The following is a 19,337-nucleotide window of genomic DNA, read 5'->3' as shown; positions in this document are numbered from 1 at the left end:
AAATTAGAGGGGAAAAAGCTTGACCTCACTGGGATAATTGAGTATAATAAACGACGCAGGCGTTCCTCGATAGCTCAATGGTGGAGCAACCGGCTGTTAACCGGTAGGTTGCTGGTTCGAGTCCAGCTCGGGGAGCCATATATTTTGGGCCTATAGCTCAGCGGTAGAGCGGCCGGCTCATAACCGGTTGGTCCCTGGTTCGATCCCAGGTGGGCCCACCATCTTCCCAAAATGAATTGACTGATCATAACTCTGGCTGGCCTGCCAGGGTTTATTTTATAGGAAAAAATAAAGCTTCGAAGGGTAAGGGGCATAAAAAAACAGAAATCAGAAGCGATGGAGATCAGGAGCAAGAAGAGTGGAAATCAGAGATCAGGATACGATAATGGCATGAACAATAACATAAACAGCAGGGTGAACAATACCATGAAGAAGATGCATGAATGAGGATGAGCAGTGATATGAATGAGAAGACGGATCAGGAAGGGATCAGGGCTTGCGCACCCGATCAGATGAAACTTGGCAGCCGTTTGAACATCATAGCAGACTTTATCCCTTCGGGAAGCCTGCTTGGGGATATTGGAACGGATCACGCTTATCTTCCGGTTTATCTGCTTCAAAAAGGAAGGATAGAAAAAGCCATCGGGGTAGATATCCACAAAGGTCCTTTCCTGTCCGCGAAAAAGACGGTGAGCCAATATCAATTGGACGATAGGATTGAGATCAGATTCGGTGACGGCTTAAAGCCGTTGATCCCCGGAGAAGTCAATACCCTGTCGATAGCCGGAATGGGAGGAGCCACAGTTCTGAAGATCCTTCAAAGCAAACCGGAGGTCCTGGCCAAAGTGAAGGATTTGATCCTTCAGCCTCAGGGAATGGAAGCAAACGTCAGAAGGGAATTGATCGCTCAAGGCTGGAGGATCGTTGAGGAGGCCCTCGTTGAGGAGGAGGATCAAATCTATAGGATTATCCATTTTAACAGACTTAAGGGGATAGGGTTTGAAGAAGTACGGGAAATAATCAAGACCTGGGAGGACAGGCTGAAGCACAGTTTGGATGATCAACAAGATAAAAAGATTTTATCCGGATTTGTCTGGATGTATGGTCCATTAATTATGGAAAAGAGAGAAGCTCTGCTCAAGGGTCTAATCGCGGATGATCTGAACAATATTCTGCGGATTGCCGGTCAGATGCAGAAAACCGGGAGAGAAGAGGCCAGACAGAAAATGGACAGGTTGCTCAAGGAGAGAAAAATACTGGAGGTTATGCAAGCATGGCTGTTTCAGTCGGATTAATTGAACAGATCATTGAAAAAGCCGCGCCGAGATCATGGGCGGAAGAATGGGACAATTCAGGACTATTGGTCGGCAGCAGTTCTCACCGGGTAGATAAATTATTGCTGGCGCTTGACGGGACGACGAAGGTGGTCGAAGAAGCGATCAGAGAAAAAGCAGGGATCATCATTGCTCATCATCCATTAATGTTTAAACCTCTGAAAAACCTGAACGCAGATAATCCTTCAGCCCAAATCCCCCTTTCCTTATTGAGAAGCGGGATATCCTATTATGCGGCCCATACAAATCTGGATCAATCTGTTCTGTCTTCCAGCAGGACATTGGCAGTGATGATTGGTCTGCAAAAAACAGAGTATTTAGCAGTGACCGCAAATGAAAAACTGTTCAAGATAGTAACCTTTGTACCCCGGGATGCGGTGGAAAAGGTTCGTTTGTCTTTGTCCGCGGAAGGGGTAGGAGCGGGGATAACAGATGGAGAGCATAGTGACAGCTATGCCGAGTGCTTCTACCAGACCGAAGGAATGGGGACCTTCAAGGCTTTGGAAGGAGCCGATCCGGCGATAGGCGAGGTTGGAGAGGTGAACAGAGTCGAGGAAGTTCGTTTGGAGAGCATAGTTCAGGAACGGGATCTATCCAGAGCAGTCCGGGCCTTACATAAGACACATCCTTATGAAGAGCCTGCTTATGACCTCATACCACTAAAGAACACGGGGAAACCAAGAGGGTATGGAGCGATCGGCGTCTTACCGGAAACAGTCAGGCTTGATGAGTTTTGGGAAAGGTTTTTGTCCAAGCTTCCTCAAGTGCTGCCCCGGGAATATGAGCTTTCTTCAATCAGGCTGGCAGGGGATCCCAAGAAAAAGATCAAAAAAGTCGCGATTGCGAATGGCAGCGGAAGCAGCTTTATCCATAAAGGGATATTTCAAGGGGCAGATTTATATATTACAGGAGATATCGACCACCATGGCGTATTGGATGCTCTGGAAGCGGATATGGCGGTTGGCGTTCTTGGTCATTTTCTTAGTGAAATACCAATGATCAGGTCGCTTTACGAGTATCTTAAAGCGGAAAAAGCACTAAATGGTGTGGAGATGATTATTAGTAATGAGAATAAAACGATCTGGAGCAAATGAGAAGTATTTGGGGGGGAAAGTTATCCACATAAAAATGACTGGAATATCCTGAAAAAGAAAACCGGTTTTGTCTCAGAAGGAAAACTTACACACAGTTTATCCACAGTTTGTGGATAAACTTAGAATGATAATAAAATTGAATAAAGTAGATATTTGCGATAAAGGAGATTTTTTTCCGACAATTGAGTGAAGATGAGAATTTTTGATAGAACAATATTGTGGAATTTATTGGCTGTTATTTTCTTGTTTTATCCGAATTTCCAAAATTATAATTTGACGGATATCCTGATATCTAGTATGATATTGTGGCAAAGTCAACCGGATAGTCGCGGAGGAGACCGCAAGGCCAACTCTGAGGAAAGTCCGAACTCCATAGGGCAGGGTGCCGGGTAACGCCCGGGAGGAGAAATCCTTAGGAAAGTGCAACAGAGATATACCGCCGTCCTTGGGACGGTAAGGGTGGAAAGGCGAGGTAAGAGCTCACCGGCAGCCAGGTAACTGGTTTGTCCTGCAAACCCCACCTGGAGCAAGACCAAATAGGGGAACATTGGAGCGGCCCGCTCCGTTCCCGGGTAAGGTCGCTTGAGGCTGCTGGTAACAGCAGTCCCAGATAGATGATTATCACCCGCAAGGGGACAGAATTCGGCTTACAGGTTGACTTCCGCTTTATTTATGGGAAGCAGGGATGTGTCTTTATGCATTTCTGCTTCCCACCAATTTATCGAGGTGGTATAGCCGGTGATGGGGAAACCAGCCGGTTTTTTTATGGAATGAATCATATCAATAAGGCTGATGATGTGATATACTAATCAATAGTGTAGTATTTTAGAAAAAATGAAAATAAATGGATTGTCATAAAGCGAACCGGCTAATAAAATAAAGGACGAGAACGGATGAAATTAAAGCATATCAGGCAAAATCATCTTTATTTAATCTTAATCATTTTCGTTTACGCATTATTACAATTTACCGCGATATATCTATATGGCGACAGCTGGTATTTGGGTAATTTTGAGACCATGAATAATGATGACGTCAAATATATTCGCAGTGCTTGGACATTACTCCAAGATCACCGCTTGGTTTATCATGATGTGAATGAGCCGACAGTATTTATTATGCCGGGATACCCCTTTGTGTTAGCCTTTTTTATGAAGATATTCGGGTACACGGCCGGATTGACGGCAGTCAGGGTATTTCAGGGAATATTACAAATCGTATCTCTTTGCATCATTTATTGCATTTGTCAGGAGCTGTTCAATAAAAAAACCGCGCAGACAGCAATTACCCTCTATTTATTATATTTCCCGAATATTGTCGGCGCGGTACTGATTCTGACAGAAACCGTGTTTACTTTTCTGCTTATTTTATTGGTGTATATCAGTATGAAAGCACTTCAAAGCAAAGAGAAAAAATACTATCTGCTGGGAGGGACGATTTTAGGGCTGGCTGTTCTTGTCAGACCGACTATTCTTCTATTTCCAATAGTGATTTTGGTCATGTGGATTTATTTGAACTATTCAATCAAAGAGATGCTTGCGCGTTCTCTTTTGGTCGCATGTCTATTAATCATGGTATTATCCCCCTGGTGGATTCGCAATTATCTGGAATTCTCCCGTTTCATCCCCTTAACGGCCTCTTCCGGGAATCCTTTTTTACAGGGGACCTTTGTTCACTATGACCAGAGTGAGGGATTCATCTATGATTGCCCCGATGATGCCATAGAACGTGATAAGAGCGAATTGGAAGCGGGAAAACAAAGGCTGAGGGAAAATTTCAGGAAAAATCCGGTTCTATACATTTATTGGTATACCTTGGGCAAGACAGTTTTTCTGTGGGCGATGCCGTTTTATCCTTTTGATCTGTTCGGCATTCCGCTGGCAATCATGGTTATTTGCCATGTCATTCTCTTGATTCTGGCAGTCCGCAGTATGGTCAGAATGTTGAAGTCCAACGATAAAAATAAACTTCTGTTGCTGTTATTCGGAGTAATCGCATATGTTAATCTGGTCCATCTCCCGTATTTTACTTATTCTCGTTATGCATATCCCGTAATGTCCTTGATCATCATATTCGCCGCGAACACACTGACGCGTGTCAGGATCAATCGGGGAACAGGGACAGCAGAGCTAACCCGAAATTGATGATGCCGCCGTATTGAACAAGAGCTGATGTCATGTTATAGTCATTAATAATGTTTTACATATCCAGCAAGGTGAAATAAGGAGATTGAGAAGAATGGCATTAATCAATGAAAACTATCTTAAATTGCCTGGAAACTATCTTTTTTCGGAGATTGCCCGCAGAGTCGAACAGTTCAAAGCTGAGCATCCAAAGGCTGATATGATTCGGTTAGGCATTGGCGATGTGACCAGGCCGCTCCCCGGGGCTGTGATTGAGGCAATGAAAAAGGCTGTAGACGAGATGGGGCGCCCGGAAACATTCAGGGGCTACGGTCCTGAGCAGGGTTACGATTTTCTGGCAAAAAAGATTATTGAAAATGATTTGACTCCCCGTGGAATAGAGGCGGCTGTTGATGAGGTTTTCGTCAGTGACGGGGCCAAGAGCGATACGGCTAATTTTCAGGAGCTTTTTGGTCTAAACAATATTTTTGCGGTGACTGACCCGGTTTATCCTGTTTATGTTGACAGCAATGTGATGGCCGGCCGTACAGGGGTCCATAAAGACGGTAAATTTGACAGAGTGGTTTATCTCCCCTGTACTGAGGAAAACGGGATGAAACCCGCTCTCCCTTCAGCCAGGGTAGATATGATTTATTTGTGCTTTCCGAACAATCCCACCGGAATGACACTTTCCAGGGAAGAACTGAAAAAGTGGGTAGACCATGCCAGAGAAAACAGATCGATCATCCTCTTTGATGCGGCCTATGAAGCTTTTATCAGGGAAGACGGGGTCCCGCACAGTATTTTTGAAATTGAAGGGGCCCGGGAAGTCGCTGTGGAATTCAGGAGTTTTTCTAAAACCGCCGGCTTTACGGGGACAAGATGTGCTTATACCATAGTACCTAAAGAGGTCAAGGTTTATGACGCCAAAGGAGAAGGGTACAGCCTGAACTCTCTTTGGCTGAGAAGGCAAACCACAAAATTCAATGGAGTGTCTTATCCGGTACAGGCTGCTGCTGCTGCTGTCTATTCCGAAGAAGGCAAAAAACAAGTAAAAGAATTAATCGATTACTACATGGAGAATGCCAGGATCATCAGGGAAGGTTTGAGAAAGGCCGGTTATAAGGTTTTTGGCGGGGTCAATGCGCCATATATCTGGATGAAGACTCCTGATCAGCTCAGTTCCTGGGACTTCTTTGACCGGCTTATGCGAACGGCCAATGTGGTAGGGACTCCCGGAGCGGGCTTTGGAGCCAACGGTGAAGGGTATTTCAGGCTGACGGCTTTTGGCACCAGGGAAAATACAATCGAGGCCCTGGAAAGAATAGCAACAAAAATGTAAGGGATTCTCCTCATAAAGGGAAATTTGATTTTCGTATTGAATACGACCGGTGATGGCAGTCACTGATGTATGGCGCACCTCAAATGTTGGACAAAAATGAGCGGACATTTGGAGGTGCGCTTTTTTTATTTCCTCCTAAAATAAAAGCAAGGAGACAATGCGAAACCAAAGTTTCGTCCGTCCCCTTTAGTTGAATATTATTTGTGAATGGCTTAAAAAATAACAGCCAGAGCAATAAGAATTAAGACAGCAATCGCAATAATTGCAGCACCTGTAGTTCCGCCGGAAAGAAAGCTTTGATGAGACATGTGTTTCACCTTCCTCTTAAAAACTATTGAATCATTAGAAAACGATACCCAAGGCAATTAAGAGAAGAATAATAATCGTTACAATGGCAACTCCGCAGAAGCTGCAAGGACAGCATGTTTCTCCACCAAAAGCACCAGACATGACAAAAGCCCCCTTTTATTTTGGAAATAATAACCGATGAACAATATAAAATATGTTATATTATGGAAAATAGTTCCAGACAATAAAAGATAAAAATGTTTAATGTATAAAATTCCTTTCTGAAATGAAAAATAATAGAGATTATCCCGTTTTTCAGGGGGACAGTGCTTTGTTCAAAACAATAAGAAAAATGATCAGAAAAATAAACCAGTATTCACCGGATAAGAATAAAAGAATACAGGGGAGGACAAACAATACGTTTAGCCGTATTCCCTCAACGATTAATAAAAGCAAGGAAGCTTTTCAAAAGGAATTTAAAAACAGCGGGGACCTGATCCTGGCTGAATTTCAAACGACAGGAAATATCCGCGGTCTAAGCGTCTATCTCGACGGGATGATCAACAAAGATATCATCAACCGGGATATCCTCGGTCCATTAATCAGAAACTATAAAGTGGAAAAGGAAGACCCTCGAAAATATATCACAGCGGCAAATATCAAATATACGGAGAACATCAAACAGGCTGTACAAGAGATCCTCAAAGGGAATACGGTTATCCTGCTTGAAGGGTTGGACGCGGTTTACATCGTAGATTCAAAGGGCTGGGATAAAAGGGCTGTCGAGCAGCCGGATGTGGAATCTGTGATCAGGGGTCCGAGAGAGGGTTTTGTCGAGAGCATCAGGGTGAATACTTCTCTGATCAGACGGAAAATCAAAAATAATCATCTTATTTTTGAGAATATTGTTCTGGGGAAAGAAACAAAAACTGATCTGTGTATCGGATATATTGAAGGAATTGTCAATAAAGAGGTTCTAGGAGAGGTGAAGAGAAGAATCGGTCAAATCGATACGGATGCAATCCTGGAAACCGGATATATTGAACAATACATAGAAGACGAACCATTTTCCATTTTCCCTACCGTCGGCAATACCCAAAAACCTGATGTGGCGGCGGCAAAATTACTTGAGGGAAGAGTGATCATCCTTTGTGACGGAACACCGCATGCTTTGACCATTCCTTATACCTTTATTGAAGGCATTCAAACCAGCGAGGATTATTTTTTGCGGCCGTACCAGGCTTCTTTCTTAAGAATAATCAGGTTTCTTTCATTCTCGATCAGTGTCATGCTCCCCTCATTATATGTGGCGTTAACAACCTTCCATCATGAAATGATTCCAACTGTGCTTCTCGTAAGCATGGCCGGAGCCAGGGAAGGAATCCCGCTGCCTTCTCTGGTCGAATGCTTTGTGATGATTTTTATGTTTGAGATCTTAAGAGAATCCGGAACCAGGCTCCCCCGGCCAATCGGTTCGGCGATCAGTATTGTCGGAGCGTTGATCATTGGGGAATCGGCAGTAAAAGCAGGGCTGGTCAGCACGCCGATGGTCATCATCACTGCCCTTACGGCCGTCACCAGCTTTGCCTTGCCAACGCTGACGGAATCGATCACCTTCTACCGGTTTATCTTTTTGTTTTTAGGCGGTTTTATGGGCTTGTATGGAATTGTGAGCGGGTTATTTATCGGAATTGCCCATGCGGTTTCCTTGCGTTCATTCGGAGTTCCTTATACGACTTCTTTTGCGCCGATCAATAAAGGGGAACTGAAGGATTCCATTATCCGTTATCCCCTGTGGATGTTGAAAAAAAGACCAGAATCGGTGGTTAAAGAAAATATCCGAAGGCAGGATAATACTCGCAAGAAATGATCAGCAGAAATTCAGTGGAGAAAAATTGGCTAATCAGACAAAAAAGATGAGAGAGATAAAAAAATGAAAAAAGCAAAAACTGCAGAAAAGAAGAAAGTACTGATCCTCTTGCTGGCCGCTCTGATTCTGATACCGGTCTCAGGCTGCTGGAACCGGCGTGAGCTGAATAATATCGGTATACTGGGGGCCGTAGGAATTGATATTCAAGGAGAAAAGATAATTGTAACGACAGAAATCATCAGGCCAAAAGCTTACGGGGGAGAAGCCCGCTCAAATCAAGAATCGTTTGTGATGGACCAGACAACAGGGGATTCAGTTCTGGAAGCGTTGAGAAATGCAACGGAGAAATTTGACAGAAAAATCTTTCTGGCCGATTGCAAGGTCTTTATTCTCAGTGAAGAAGCAGCCAAGAAAGGTTTTATGGACTATATGGATTTCTGGATGAGAGATCATGAATCAAGGTTATATGCTTATGTTTTTGTTGTAAAGGGAGCAAAGCCCTCCGATGTGATGGGTAAATCTGAAGGGATCGAGGATATTCCCTCCATATACCTGCAAAGCCTGGCCAAGGCTCAGAGAGCGAATTCCAAAAGCGTTTCCATTGAATTGCTTGACTTTATCAAGGAATACTATTCTATCGGAAAACAACCGGTCTGCGGAGTTTTGCAACTGGTGGAGATGAAAACGGAGGAAAGCCAAGGTCAAAAGAAGTCCACAGAAAAAGCAGGAAGTGACCAGGCCAATAGTTCTGAATCCAGAGGAGAGGCAGATATGACGATTGAGGAGTCCGGCAAGAATGGAGATTTACCGCAGAATGACCCCGACAAAGAAAAGGAAATACTGGATGAAGGCGCTGCGGTTTTTCTTAAAGATAGGCTGGTGGGATTCTTAGGCGGGGAAGAGACGAAGGCTGTGAACTTTGTCAATAATAAAGTTTCAAGCGGAACAATCGTGGCCAAGAAGCCGGACAGAGTCCAGACTGTGGAAATCCTGGAATCTAAGTGCAAGAGAGAGGTCTTGCTGCAAGAAGACGGGAGCATCATCATCAACTTGAATTTAAAAATATCCGGTTCCATTGGGGAATTAACAGGTCAGGGAAAGACAATGGTGGAGGACTCTACCGAGATTGATCTCCAGAAGATCCAGGATGCCAATTCGGAGGTTACCAAAAAACAAATCGAAGAGGTCATCACCAAAACACAAAGAGAATTTCAAAGCGATGTTTTTGGTTTTGGTTTGGAATTTCACAAAAAATATCCGCAGGAATGGGAAAGAATAAAATACGATTGGAATCAAAAATTTTCAACAGCTCAGGTTAATGTTCAAGTTGAAACAACGATTTTAGAAACGGGATTGTTGCGTCTGCCGACGCATACCCTTACAGGCGAGGAGATCATGGAATATGATTAAAATAGAAAGAATTTCCACCCTGCAAATGATTTTACTGCTCTTTGCCTGCCGGATGACTACCGGATTTCTTTACCTGCAATTAACAGCCCCCCCGGGCAATCAGGATTTATGGATTGCCTTGGTGTTTTCTGCCTTTCTCTACCTTATTTTCGCGGCGCCCCTGGTATTTTTGGCCTGCAGGTTTCCGGATGAGAATCTCATTCAATATTGTCAAAGAATCATGGGGAAGTTGATCGGAAGTATCATGGGAATGCTGTTTATGGGAATATTATTATTTCTCCTGATCGTCATCCTGGCTGATATGGTCAACTTCATTCATACGACGATTTTACCGGAGACTCCGGTATACGCCATCATGATCACCATGTTGATTCCCTGTATTTACACGACATATAAAGGAGTAGAAACAATGGGCAGGATGGCGGAGTTTCTTATTCCTTATTTTTTTGTGGTCACAGTATTGTTTACAACGTTAAATATTCCCCGCATGGATTTCAGTCTGTTTTTACCGGTATTAAAAGACAGCAAGCTTGTGGACATTGCTCAGGGAGGCTTTATCGTGGCTTCCCGATATTATGATTTGCTGGTTTTCGCCATGCTGGTTCCGAATCTGCAGAAAAAAGAGGATATCAAAAAAATAGCGCTCTATTTCATCGGCATATCGATTATATTCTTAATTGTTTTTGTGGTTACGGCTCAGGCTGTTTTGGGAATTGAATTTGGGAAACACGCTTCTTTTCCCTACTATAAATATGTTCGGACAATTGAAGTCTTTGAATTTGTAGAAAGAATTGAATCCCTCTCTGTCGTAGCATGGGTAATTATTGAATTTATCAAGTTTTCTCTCTATATGTATTGTGTAACGATGGGTTTGGGACAAATATTCAAAATTAAAGACAGCAAAAAGCTGATTATCCCTTTATGTATCGTCGCCTTTATCACCGTATCCTTCTTCAAAATAATGACGTCCGTTACAATCAACAAAATTTTTACCTTATTGCCCTATATCGGCAATGTCGGGATCTTTATTCTGCCTCTGATCGTGCTGATCGTATATTTTTTCAGGAGGAAAGCCTTGGAATGAACCGTGGTTCCCTGAGGACTCACATCCAGGCATCGTGCTGGATGGAAAATTTCTTGCTGTAATATTTCTGAATCATGTCTTGATATTGGAGCAATTGCTTAGAATCAAACTCAGAAATGCCGTCCAGCTTGTATGGCAAATCCAGGTCTTGATATTTTGCTTTAGCCAGGGCATGGTAAGGGAGAACTTCAAAATTTTGGACATTTTGAAGCTTTTGAACATAGGCGCATAAATCTGAGATATGCTTTTCCGTATCGGTAAAACCCGGAAGGAGCACATTTCTGATCCATACGGCTTGATGAAGATTTTCCAGATGACCTAATAAAGCCAAGACTTTTTCATTGGACCGGCCGGTAAGTTCCCGGCATTTTTCCGGGTCCATATGCTTGATATCGACGATAAATAGATCTGTATCATCAATAATCCGGTCAATATCATCCAAATCGACATAGCCGGAGGTGTCTACAGCCGTATGGAGCCCAGCCTCTTTAAATCCCTTGAGAAGTTCAGCCAGGAAGTCAATTTGGGCCGTCGGTTCCCCTCCCGAGATGGTGACCCCGCCGTTTCGGGCAATATAGTTCTTGTTTTTTAAAACTCTGGCAATAACCTCGGCAGAATCCACCAAGTTGCCTTCATTCATTTGCCAGGTGTCCGGATTATGACAATACTGGCATCGTAAAGGACAGCCCTGAAGAAAAACTACACTTCTGATTCCGGGGCCATCCAGGGTCGAGAATGACTCAACGGAATGAACATATCCCTTCATATTGACCTCCCGGCAAACGAATGTGCTTTGGCTCTGAAAACTAAATATGCTCGTGGAATGTCCGGCTCACCACATCAAGCTGCTGTTCTCGGGTTAAGGAATTGAACTTGACGGCATAGCCTGAGACCCGGATAGTCAGATTGGGGTATTTCTCCGGGTGCTCCATAGCTTCTAACAGATCCGAACGATTGAGGATGTTAATATTTACGTGATGACCGCCGGACAGGAAATAGCCATCCAGTAAATCAGCCAGGATTTTTTTTCTGGCCGTCTTCTCCTTGCCCAATAAGCCCGGAGTCAGGGTCAGAGTGTAGGAGATACCGTCCCGGCAATGTTCATAAGGGATTTTACAAACAGAATTAAGGGAGGCTATGGCCCCGGAGATGTCTTTGCCATTAGAGGGATTGGCGCCGGGAGCAAAGGGAGTCCCTGCTCTGCGGCCATCCGGGGTGTTGCCGGTGTTCTGCCCGTATACAACATTGGAGGTGATGGTCAGGACAGATAAGGTGTGAACGGCATCCCGGTAAGTTTTGTATTTCTTCAAAGCGTTTAAGGCCAGTTCCACGATTTCTTTGGCGATATTGTCCGCTTCATCAAGATCATTGCCATAGGCGGGGTATTCTCCTTCAATCAGAAAATCTTTAATCAGGCCTTTCTCCCAAACGGGGGTGACCCGGGCATGCTTGATGGCACTGAGGGAATCAACGAGAACGGACAATCCGGCCAGACCAAAAGCCATATTCCTGGATACTTCAGAATCGTGAAGGGACATTTCCAGCCGCTCATAAGCGTACTTGTCGTGCATATAGTGGATAATATTCATGGTGTTCACATAGTAGGAGCACAAAAGATCAAGGTAGGATTGAAACCTGGACAGCACTTCTTGATAATCGAGGATTTCCCCCCGGTAGGGTTCAGTCGGAGGAAGGATCTGAACACCGCTAAGTTCATCCCTGCCGCCATTTAAAGCGACAAGCAGTAGTTTGGCAATATTGCATCTTGCTCCGAAAAACTGCATTTCCTTACCGACGCGCATGGGGGAAACACAGCAGGCAATCGCATAGTCGTCACCGTAATACGGCCGCATAAGCTCATCATTTTCATATTGGATTGCACTGGTTTCGATGGAAAGAGCGCAGCAGAATTCTTTGAATGGTGCGGGAAGTTTTTCCGACCAAAGTATGGTCATGTTTGGCTCAGGCGCGGCTCCCAGATTCCTGAGGGAGTTGAGGAAGCGATAGGCTGTTTTGGTCACCATGTGCCGCCCATCCAGGCCTATCCCACCGAGGCTTTCCGTAATCCACAGAGGGTCTCCGGCAAAAAGCTGGTGATATTCCGGGGTGCGCAGCTGTCTGACCATGCGCAGTTTGATCAGGAATTGATCAATCAATTCCTGGACATCTTGTTCTGACAAGGCTTTATTTTGCAGGTCTTTTTCAATGTAAATGTCCAGAAAAGCAGTGTTGCGGCCGATACTCATCGCAGCACCGTTCTGCTCCTTAACTGCCGCCAGATAGGCAAAATACAACCATTGCACCGCTTCTTTGGTATTGGCAGCCGGTTCTGAGATATCAATACCATAGCTTAAGGCCATGCTTTTGAGATCTTGAAGGGCACAGAGCTGTTCAGAGATTTCTTCTCTTAAACGGATGTTTCCCTCAGTCATTTCAAAGGGCAATTTTTTTAAATCCTTCTTTTTTTCTTTCAGGAGACGGTCCACTCCATAGAGAGGGACCCGCCGGTAATCACCGATGATTCTGCCGCGCCCATAGCCGTCGGGCAATCCGGTAAGGAGCTTATATTTGCGTAAAAGCTTGATTTCTTCAGGATATACGCTGAAAACACCGTCATTATGGGTTTTGCGGTTTTCCGCAAAGAACTGGTCCAGCTGAGGATTAAGGGTCATATCGTAAGCACGGCATGCTTCACGGGCCATTTTAAGGCCACCGACAATATTCACCCCTCTTTTTAAAGGAGCGTCTGTTTGCAAGCCGACGATCATTTCGTTTTCCCGATCAATGTAACCGGGAAGATGAGAATTGATTTTGGCGGGGCGTTCGGTATCAATATTCAGCACGCCATGATTTGCCGCTTCTTTCTGAAGGAGCTTTTCACATGTTTGCCAAAGCTCCGTGGTGCGCCGGGATGGTCCGCTCAGAAAGTTCTCGTTCCCATCATAAGGTAAATAATTTGCGGCGATGAAATTTTGGACATCAATATTATCTATCCAGTTACCCGGTTTGAATCCGGCCCATTGCGTAAGCATTAGACATTCCTCCTGTATCCCGGGCAATAAAAAAACCCGGGTAGTTTATAAAACTGCCCAGGCGGTCGGCTAATCGATACGCTTCACACTCCCTGTGGTTTTCCCACTTCCGCCAGTTATGTGAAGGTTTGCTGACAAGAACGATGTCTTGCTGTTGTAGAATCATTGTATTACGACCGGTTCAGGTTGTCAAGAATTAAGATTATTTTCACATTCGTGTCTCATTTGTCTGCTCGATTCGACATTTTCTCATCGGCATGATATGGATTTCACTGGACAGTCCCTCTTTAATCAGAGGTTGCTTTGAATGATTGACCGGACTTGCTCCGGCAACAGGGCTTCCTGCTCCTTGGTCAGATTCTTGGTTTCAATAGGCTTGGAGATAACAATTTCAACCTCGGCCGGCTTGATGATAAACTTCTGAGCTTCCATGATCTGATATGACCCGCGTATGGTAACCGGCACAATCAGGGCCTTGGCTTTTACGGCCAGTTTAAAGCTTCCCGGCTTAAATTCGCCCAATGCCATGCCTTTGCTTCTTGTACCCTCCGGAAAAATCACCATGGAATAACCATTTTGAAGATAAGATGCGGCTTCGGCGATTGTGCGCAGGGACTGTCGGATATCGGAACGGTCCATAAAGACACATTTCATGTGGCGCATCCAGGTGCTGACCATAGGCATCTTGGCCAATTCCACCTTGGCAATAAATGCTTTGGGTTTTTGAATATACCCGAGTAAGATGGGGATATCAAAATTGCCCTGATGGTTGCTGACGAACACAACAGGTCTTTCGGCAGGGACATTTTCTTCACCGGTTACTTTGATTTTTGATCCGCTTAAAGAAACCAAAGACTGAGCCCATCTCTTGACAGTCCGGTCAACAAGCTGATCATGTGAAGCCGTATTGTTTTCCTTCGCTAAACGCTCAATTTTAAATTGCGCGGGAAGAACCGAAATCAAGTATAGCCAAAAATAAATAAACCAAAAGAATGTTCTCAGCATATCAGCCCTCGCAAGGATTTATTTCGTTTATCCTGTTATTCTTGCTTTGATTTCCGCAGAAGCCTTCCTGGGATCTTTCCTGGCCAGAATAGCTGAAACCACAGAAAGACCGTCAATTCCGGTATGGAAAACATCACAGGCATTGGTCTCATTAATTCCGCCGATGGCCACGACCGGGATTTTTACTGCTTTTTTGATCAGGCTTAATTCCGGTAAAGAAACGAGCTTGGCGTCTGTTTTGGTCCCGGTTGGAAAGACAGCGCCCGCCCCGAGATAATCGGCGCCGCTTTTTTCAGCGAGGAGTGCTTCTTCAACCGTACTTACCGAGATGCCGATCACTTTTTCCCGGCCAAAATATCTGCGCGCGATCTCAATGGGCAGATCATCCTGACCGAGATGGAGACCGTCGGCATCAATGGCCAGGGCAATATCCAAACGGTCATTAATCATCAAAGGAACCTGGTATTTTCTTGTAACCCCTTTGATTTTAACAGCCAGGTGATAAAAATCAAGGGATGACGCAGTTTTTTCCCGCAGCTGGACCATGGTTGCACCGCCGAGGATCGCTTCTTCAACACAATCCTCCAGATTTCTGTCGCCAATATAGCTCCTGTCGGTGACCAGGTATAAGGTATAGTCCCATTTAAGCAAGGGTTATCTTTCCTTCCTTCATGATTGTCTCTTCATTAAGCCGGGAGATCTGGTCAAAGAGTTTGACGCGGAAGGTTCCAATTCCTTCTGTTTCAGATAATGTTTTTTCGGCCAGTTCACCGGACAGGCCCATACACATCACCCCGGCCGTTGCCGCAATCAAATAATCCGGGACAGCACCGCAAAAAGTCCCCACTAAAGCGGAGGCCATACAGCCCGTTCCCGTCACACCGGAGAGCAGGGAATGGCCATTATTGATCAGGCATACTCGGCCGCCATCAGAGATCACATCTGTTTTTCCCGTGATTGCGGCCACGATGCCCGTATTCCGGGCAAATGCTCTGGCAACGGTTGCGCCGTCAGTCTCATCGGCAACAGAATCCACTCCCTTGGATTGGACAGCCATTCCGCTTAAAGATTTGATTTCCGACATGTTTCCGCGAACAACAGCAAGCTTGACTTCGTCCATAATCTTTTTCGCTGTGGCATTGCGGTAGGGGGTAGCCCCTACACCAACAGGGTCAAAAATAACGGGAATACCGAGTTCATTGGCTCTTTTGCCGGCAGCAATCATGGACTCCACAGTGCGGGTGTTCAGAGTCCCCATGTTGATGACCAAAGCGGAAGAAATAGAAACCATGTCCTCAACTTCATGAAGATCATCGGCCATAACGGGAGACCCGCCGATAGCCAGGATGATATTGGCACAATCATGAACAGTGACATAGTTGGTGATATTATGGACAAGAGGTTTTTTATTTTGCAGCTCGGACAAAGCGTTGGCGCATAATCTGGTTATTTCCATTTTTCCTCGCTCCTTCTTCTTTTTTAGGATGAATTTAAGACCTCAATTTATTGAACAAAGTCAACAGCCATTCCTTTACGACGCATAAGAGGGAAATGATCAGCATCACAGGGATTGTGCTGCCAAAGGGCAAATCATACTTGACAAACTGATAATAAAGGCCTACCCCGATCAGCCAAAGAATCACGTTGGCAGAAAAGAGGTTATGCCCCTCCCGGATTCCAGTCTTACGGAAAACAAAGTATTCTGTCAGCAGGATAGCAAAAAGAGGCGCAAAAACCGAGCCGATATAATAGAGAAAATCAATATACTGTTCTATAGAAGTATAAATGGCAATCAATGTTCCGATTGCGCACATCAGCAGAGCGATCACTTTTTCGTTGGCATTTCGGTGGATATTGAGATAAGAGACACCTGCGGAATAAGCATCGAGGTAGGTTGTGGTTACTGTAGCCAAAACGACAATCCCTAAAGCAGCGATCCCCATATTCGCGGCTAAAAGCATGGCCGATGGCTCATAGTTCGCGGTAAGGAGTGTGCCGCCCAGGCCGATGATATACATCCAGCAGCTTCCCAGGAAATAACCGGAGACACTCCCCCAAAAGCTGCCTTTGCTGCTGCGGCCGAACCGTGTGTAATCGGCAATCAGGGGAAGCCAGGACAAAGGCATGATTACGGAAAGTTCTACGGCAGCACCAAAAGACATTGTACCGTCGGATGTCCTGCTGAAAATACTGGTATCCTTAAATACTACAGTGCTCAAAATAACGGTTAAGATGAATAAAAGGGAGATTGCCGCATAATTCAACTTTGCCGAGTTTTTGATACCGGTTGCAATCCAAATACAGATCAAGGCTCCGATAACGATACACCAGGCACTGGTACTGTTAAAACCCCAGAGGGCATTGCTGATATCATTAGCCGAGCGTGCGGCCATAATAATCATCACGGCAGTCCAGCCGACAAGCTGCAGGATATTTAGAACCGAGAAACCGTAGGAGCCGAACTTTCCGAAGGAAATCCTGGTCGACTCAATAGCGGGGATTTTATTGCGAAAACCAATGATCCCGCAAAGGCCTAACAATAACACGCCTATGACATGGCCAATGACGATAGCAGCCAGCCCTTGAGCAAAACCGAGCGGGGCAATCAGGCCGCCGGTTAATATTTCAGAGATGGAGACCGCCGCGCCAAACCAGATTAAAAAGAAATGAAAAGAAGGAATACTTTGAGAATTACTGTTCATCTGTCATGCCCGCCTTTTGATATAATTCATAAAAATGATGTGTGGGGCCAACCCCTTTGCCGATAGCCAGAGAATGCTCAATCGCTGTGGTAATATATCTCTTGCTTTGTTCAACGGCTCTCTCCACGGGTATTCCCCGGGCAATATTGGCCGTAATGGAAGAAGATAAGGTACAGCCTGTACCGTGGGTATGTTTTGTATCAATCCGCCGCCCGGGATATTCGAGATATTTTTCACCGTCAAAAAGGATATCAGTGGCATCATCTTCCATATGACCGCCCTTGATCAGGACATTGGCCGCTCCTAAATCGTGGATTGCTTTAGCCGCTTTTTTCATGTCAGCCAGTGTTTCAATATGCAGTCCGGTAATGACTTCAGCTTCGGGAATATTGGGGGTCACAACCATAGCCAGGGGGAGCAGGTATTTGATCAAGGCTTCACCGGCTTCAGGCTGCAATAAAGAATAGCCGCTTTTGGAAATCATCACGGGGTCAAGCACGATTTGAGAAAAATGATATTCCTGAAGCTTTTCGGCAATCACTTTAATGGTATCAGTGACGGAAACCATACCGATTTTCAGGGCATCGACATCAATATCGTCGAAGATGGCGTCAATTTGCCTGCCGATCATCTCAGGCGAAATATCCTGAACCGCAAAAACTCCCTGGGTATTCTGGGCCGTAATTGCCGTAATGACACTCATCCCAAAGACGCCATGGGCGGAAAAGGTTTTAAGATCAGCCTGAATTCCGGCACCCCCGCTGGAATCGCTGCCTGCAATAGTCAAAGCTTTTTTCATGGAATCCCTCCCAAGATCAATAAAATATGTTAAAAAAACATCACCACAAATCCGTTGCGGCACTTGTGGTGATCAAAGCAAATTGAGCATAATCACTCAAAGCATTCCTACGCCTTTCCAGTTCCCCTGAAAAATAGGATATTCATAATAAATATACTCTATTTCAGGTGATTTGCAATGATTTTCTCGTATCTGGACTCCAGTTCATGCCGTACTGGTGTTTGATCTCCCGCTTGAGCTTTGCTCAGAAAAATCCTAAGATATTGTTGAAGAAAAAACAATCATATTTTGAGGAAGATGTCCCAATACTATTGAATAGGCCTGTCGCTTGCAATGATGATATAAAAATGATATCATATTAGTATCAATATTTGACGGGAGGATATCAGATGATCGAGGAAAAAGCATGGAAGATTAACGGTTTTCTGGCACTGATCATGATGTTTGTTTTAACGGTTTTAGGTGTCTTCAGTTTTTTGAATTTAAGCATAGTTTCTGTAGTGGCGGGATGTGTGATTTTTATTATTGTGACAGTTTGTCTCAGCGGTTTTCATATTGTTTCACCGAATGAGGCTAAAGTGCTCACTTTTTTCGGAAAATATATGGGCAGTATCCGGGAACCGGGGTTTTGGATGACCGTCCCTCTTTCTCAAAACAAAAAGGTTTCTTTAAAAGTGCGTAATTTTAACAGTGAAAAGCTCAAGGTCAATGATATTGAGGGAAACCCGGTTGAAATCGCAGCGGTAGTCGTCCTGAAGGTGGTTGATTCCGCCAAGGCTGTCTATGATGTTGACAACTATGAACATTTTGTTGAAATCCAGAGTGAAACGGCCCTCAGACATATTGCCAGCAGGTACCCTTATGATCATTTTGAAGAAGAGGGATGCTCCCTGAGAGGAAATGCCGAAGAAATCGCCGGGGAAATCGCCGGGGAGCTGCAGGCCCGCTTGGCCATAGCCGGGGTAGAAGTCATTGAAGCCAGGCTGACTCATCTGGCATACGCAACGGAAATTGCCAGTGCCATGCTCCAGCGTCAGCAAGCCAACGCCATCCTGGCCGCCAGGCAGAAAATCGTGGAAGGGGCTGTAAGTATGGCCCAAATGGCAATTGAACGTCTGGAAAAAGATGGGACGATCGAACTGGATGATGAACGCAGGATGGCGATGATTAATAATCTGCTTGTCGCAATCGTATCCGATCGTTCCGCCCAGCCTGTAATTAATACAGGAACAATTTATTAGGGTTGAAGATTGA

15 protein-coding genes, 2 tRNA genes, 1 other RNA gene and 1 riboswitch are annotated in these 19,337 nt (G+C 44.9%); of the genes, 11 read left to right on the top strand and 7 right to left on the bottom strand.

Annotated features, from left to right (window positions below; translation table 11 throughout):
* Positions 1-63 precede the first annotated feature (63 nt).
* The 10 genes from SGLY_RS12050 (at position 64) to SGLY_RS12000 (ending at position 10,545) form a co-directional block, all read left to right on the top strand.
* Positions 64-138, top strand: a tRNA-Asn gene (locus SGLY_RS12050).
* An 8-nt stretch (positions 139-146) separates the two neighbouring features.
* Positions 147-221: transfer RNA gene (locus SGLY_RS12045), tRNA-Ile, on the top strand.
* 240 nt (positions 222-461) lie between these two features.
* Positions 462-1,295, top strand: a complete 834-nt coding sequence (locus SGLY_RS12040; protein ID WP_013625551.1) for a tRNA (adenine(22)-N(1))-methyltransferase — start codon at positions 462-464, stop codon at positions 1,293-1,295.
* A complete protein-coding gene (locus tag SGLY_RS12035; protein WP_013625550.1) occupies positions 1,274-2,428 on the top strand; it encodes a Nif3-like dinuclear metal center hexameric protein in 1,155 nt (384 codons plus the stop codon). The genes SGLY_RS12040 and SGLY_RS12035 overlap by 22 nt, the downstream gene beginning before the upstream one ends.
* Before the next feature lie 310 nt (positions 2,429-2,738).
* Positions 2,739-3,094: RNase P RNA component class A (gene rnpB, locus SGLY_RS17305), an RNA gene on the top strand.
* A 227-nt stretch (positions 3,095-3,321) separates the two neighbouring features.
* Complete coding sequence (locus SGLY_RS12020; protein ID WP_013625549.1) at positions 3,322-4,572, top strand: ArnT family glycosyltransferase; 1,251 nt, start codon at positions 3,322-3,324, stop codon at positions 4,570-4,572.
* A gap of 94 nt (positions 4,573-4,666) precedes the next feature.
* Positions 4,667-5,893 carry an LL-diaminopimelate aminotransferase gene (locus tag SGLY_RS12015; RefSeq protein WP_013625548.1) on the top strand — a complete coding sequence of 409 codons (1,227 nt, stop codon included), beginning with the start codon at positions 4,667-4,669 and terminating at the stop codon, positions 5,891-5,893.
* A gap of 619 nt (positions 5,894-6,512) precedes the next feature.
* Positions 6,513-8,051 (top strand): spore germination protein, encoded by a 1,539-nt coding sequence (locus tag SGLY_RS12010; RefSeq protein ID WP_041444794.1) that lies wholly within the window; start codon positions 6,513-6,515, stop codon positions 8,049-8,051.
* Between the two features lie 63 nt (positions 8,052-8,114).
* Positions 8,115-9,461, top strand: coding sequence for a Ger(x)C family spore germination protein (locus SGLY_RS12005; protein WP_013625545.1), 1,347 nt, complete (start codon positions 8,115-8,117; stop codon positions 9,459-9,461).
* Positions 9,454-10,545, top strand: a complete 1,092-nt coding sequence (locus tag SGLY_RS12000; protein ID WP_013625544.1) for a GerAB/ArcD/ProY family transporter — start codon at positions 9,454-9,456, stop codon at positions 10,543-10,545. The genes SGLY_RS12005 and SGLY_RS12000 overlap by 8 nt, the downstream gene beginning before the upstream one ends.
* Positions 10,546-10,564: 19 nt before the next feature.
* Here SGLY_RS12000 and pflA read toward each other — a convergent pair whose 3' ends face one another.
* The 7 genes from pflA to thiD form a co-directional block, all read right to left on the bottom strand.
* A complete protein-coding gene (gene pflA / locus SGLY_RS11995) occupies positions 10,565-11,311 on the bottom strand; it encodes a pyruvate formate-lyase-activating protein (protein ID WP_013625543.1) in 747 nt (248 codons plus the stop codon).
* A 40-nt stretch (positions 11,312-11,351) separates the two neighbouring features.
* Complete coding sequence (pflB, locus tag SGLY_RS11990; RefSeq protein WP_013625542.1) at positions 11,352-13,577, bottom strand: formate C-acetyltransferase; 2,226 nt, start codon at positions 13,575-13,577, stop codon at positions 11,352-11,354.
* Positions 13,578-13,625: 48 nt separating this feature from the next.
* Positions 13,626-13,707: riboswitch (ZMP/ZTP riboswitch) on the bottom strand.
* A 161-nt stretch (positions 13,708-13,868) separates the two neighbouring features.
* On the bottom strand, positions 13,869-14,582 hold the full coding sequence (locus tag SGLY_RS11985; protein WP_013625541.1) for a lysophospholipid acyltransferase family protein: 714 nt from the start codon (positions 14,580-14,582) through the stop codon (positions 13,869-13,871).
* Positions 14,583-14,609: 27 nt separating this feature from the next.
* The gene (gene thiE, locus SGLY_RS11980; protein WP_013625540.1) at positions 14,610-15,233 is read right to left on the bottom strand and encodes a thiamine phosphate synthase; all 624 of its coding nucleotides are present in this window, start codon (positions 15,231-15,233) and stop codon (positions 14,610-14,612) included.
* Positions 15,226-16,038: a hydroxyethylthiazole kinase gene (gene thiM / locus SGLY_RS11975; protein WP_013625539.1), complete on the bottom strand. Its 813-nt coding sequence runs from the start codon at positions 16,036-16,038 to the stop codon at positions 15,226-15,228. Before thiM ends, thiE begins: the two co-directional genes overlap by 8 nt.
* Positions 16,039-16,072: 34 nt before the next feature.
* A complete protein-coding gene (gene cytX, locus SGLY_RS11970; protein WP_013625538.1) occupies positions 16,073-17,284 on the bottom strand; it encodes a putative hydroxymethylpyrimidine transporter CytX in 1,212 nt (403 codons plus the stop codon).
* Positions 17,274-18,083 (bottom strand): bifunctional hydroxymethylpyrimidine kinase/phosphomethylpyrimidine kinase, encoded by an 810-nt coding sequence (gene thiD, locus SGLY_RS11965; RefSeq protein ID WP_013625537.1) that lies wholly within the window; start codon positions 18,081-18,083, stop codon positions 17,274-17,276. Before thiD ends, cytX begins: the two co-directional genes overlap by 11 nt.
* A 389-nt stretch (positions 18,084-18,472) precedes the next feature.
* Here thiD and SGLY_RS11960 point away from each other — a divergent pair, with 389 nt between their 5' ends.
* Positions 18,473-19,324: an SPFH domain-containing protein gene (locus SGLY_RS11960; RefSeq protein ID WP_013625536.1), complete on the top strand. Its 852-nt coding sequence runs from the start codon at positions 18,473-18,475 to the stop codon at positions 19,322-19,324.
* Positions 19,325-19,337 lie beyond the last annotated feature (13 nt).

Origin of the sequence: Syntrophobotulus glycolicus DSM 8271 (assembly GCF_000190635.1) — a bacterium.
Lineage (GTDB): Bacteria > Bacillota > Desulfitobacteriia > Desulfitobacteriales > Syntrophobotulaceae > Syntrophobotulus > Syntrophobotulus glycolicus.
Note: the sequence above shows the minus strand (reverse complement) of the source record. Positions and strands in the feature narration are given on the sequence as shown.

Coding starts and splice junctions, on each gene's coding strand:
- SGLY_RS12040 (WP_013625551.1), top strand. CDS start 462: ATGAATGAGAAGACGGATCAGGAAGGGATCAGGGCTTGCGCACCCGAT.
- SGLY_RS12035 (WP_013625550.1), top strand. CDS start 1,274: ATGGCTGTTTCAGTCGGATTAATTGAACAGATCATTGAAAAAGCCGCG.
- SGLY_RS12020 (WP_013625549.1), top strand. CDS start 3,322: ATGAAATTAAAGCATATCAGGCAAAATCATCTTTATTTAATCTTAATC.
- SGLY_RS12015 (WP_013625548.1), top strand. CDS start 4,667: ATGGCATTAATCAATGAAAACTATCTTAAATTGCCTGGAAACTATCTT.
- SGLY_RS12005 (WP_013625545.1), top strand. CDS start 8,115: ATGAAAAAAGCAAAAACTGCAGAAAAGAAGAAAGTACTGATCCTCTTG.
- SGLY_RS12000 (WP_013625544.1), top strand. CDS start 9,454: ATGATTAAAATAGAAAGAATTTCCACCCTGCAAATGATTTTACTGCTC.
- pflA (WP_013625543.1), bottom strand. CDS start 11,311: ATGAAGGGATATGTTCATTCCGTTGAGTCATTCTCGACCCTGGATGGC.
- pflB (WP_013625542.1), bottom strand. CDS start 13,577: ATGCTTACGCAATGGGCCGGATTCAAACCGGGTAACTGGATAGATAAT.
- SGLY_RS11985 (WP_013625541.1), bottom strand. CDS start 14,582: ATGCTGAGAACATTCTTTTGGTTTATTTATTTTTGGCTATACTTGATT.
- thiM (WP_013625539.1), bottom strand. CDS start 16,038: ATGGAAATAACCAGATTATGCGCCAACGCTTTGTCCGAGCTGCAAAAT.
- cytX (WP_013625538.1), bottom strand. CDS start 17,284: ATGAACAGTAATTCTCAAAGTATTCCTTCTTTTCATTTCTTTTTAATC.
- thiD (WP_013625537.1), bottom strand. CDS start 18,083: ATGAAAAAAGCTTTGACTATTGCAGGCAGCGATTCCAGCGGGGGTGCC.
- SGLY_RS11960 (WP_013625536.1), top strand. CDS start 18,473: ATGATCGAGGAAAAAGCATGGAAGATTAACGGTTTTCTGGCACTGATC.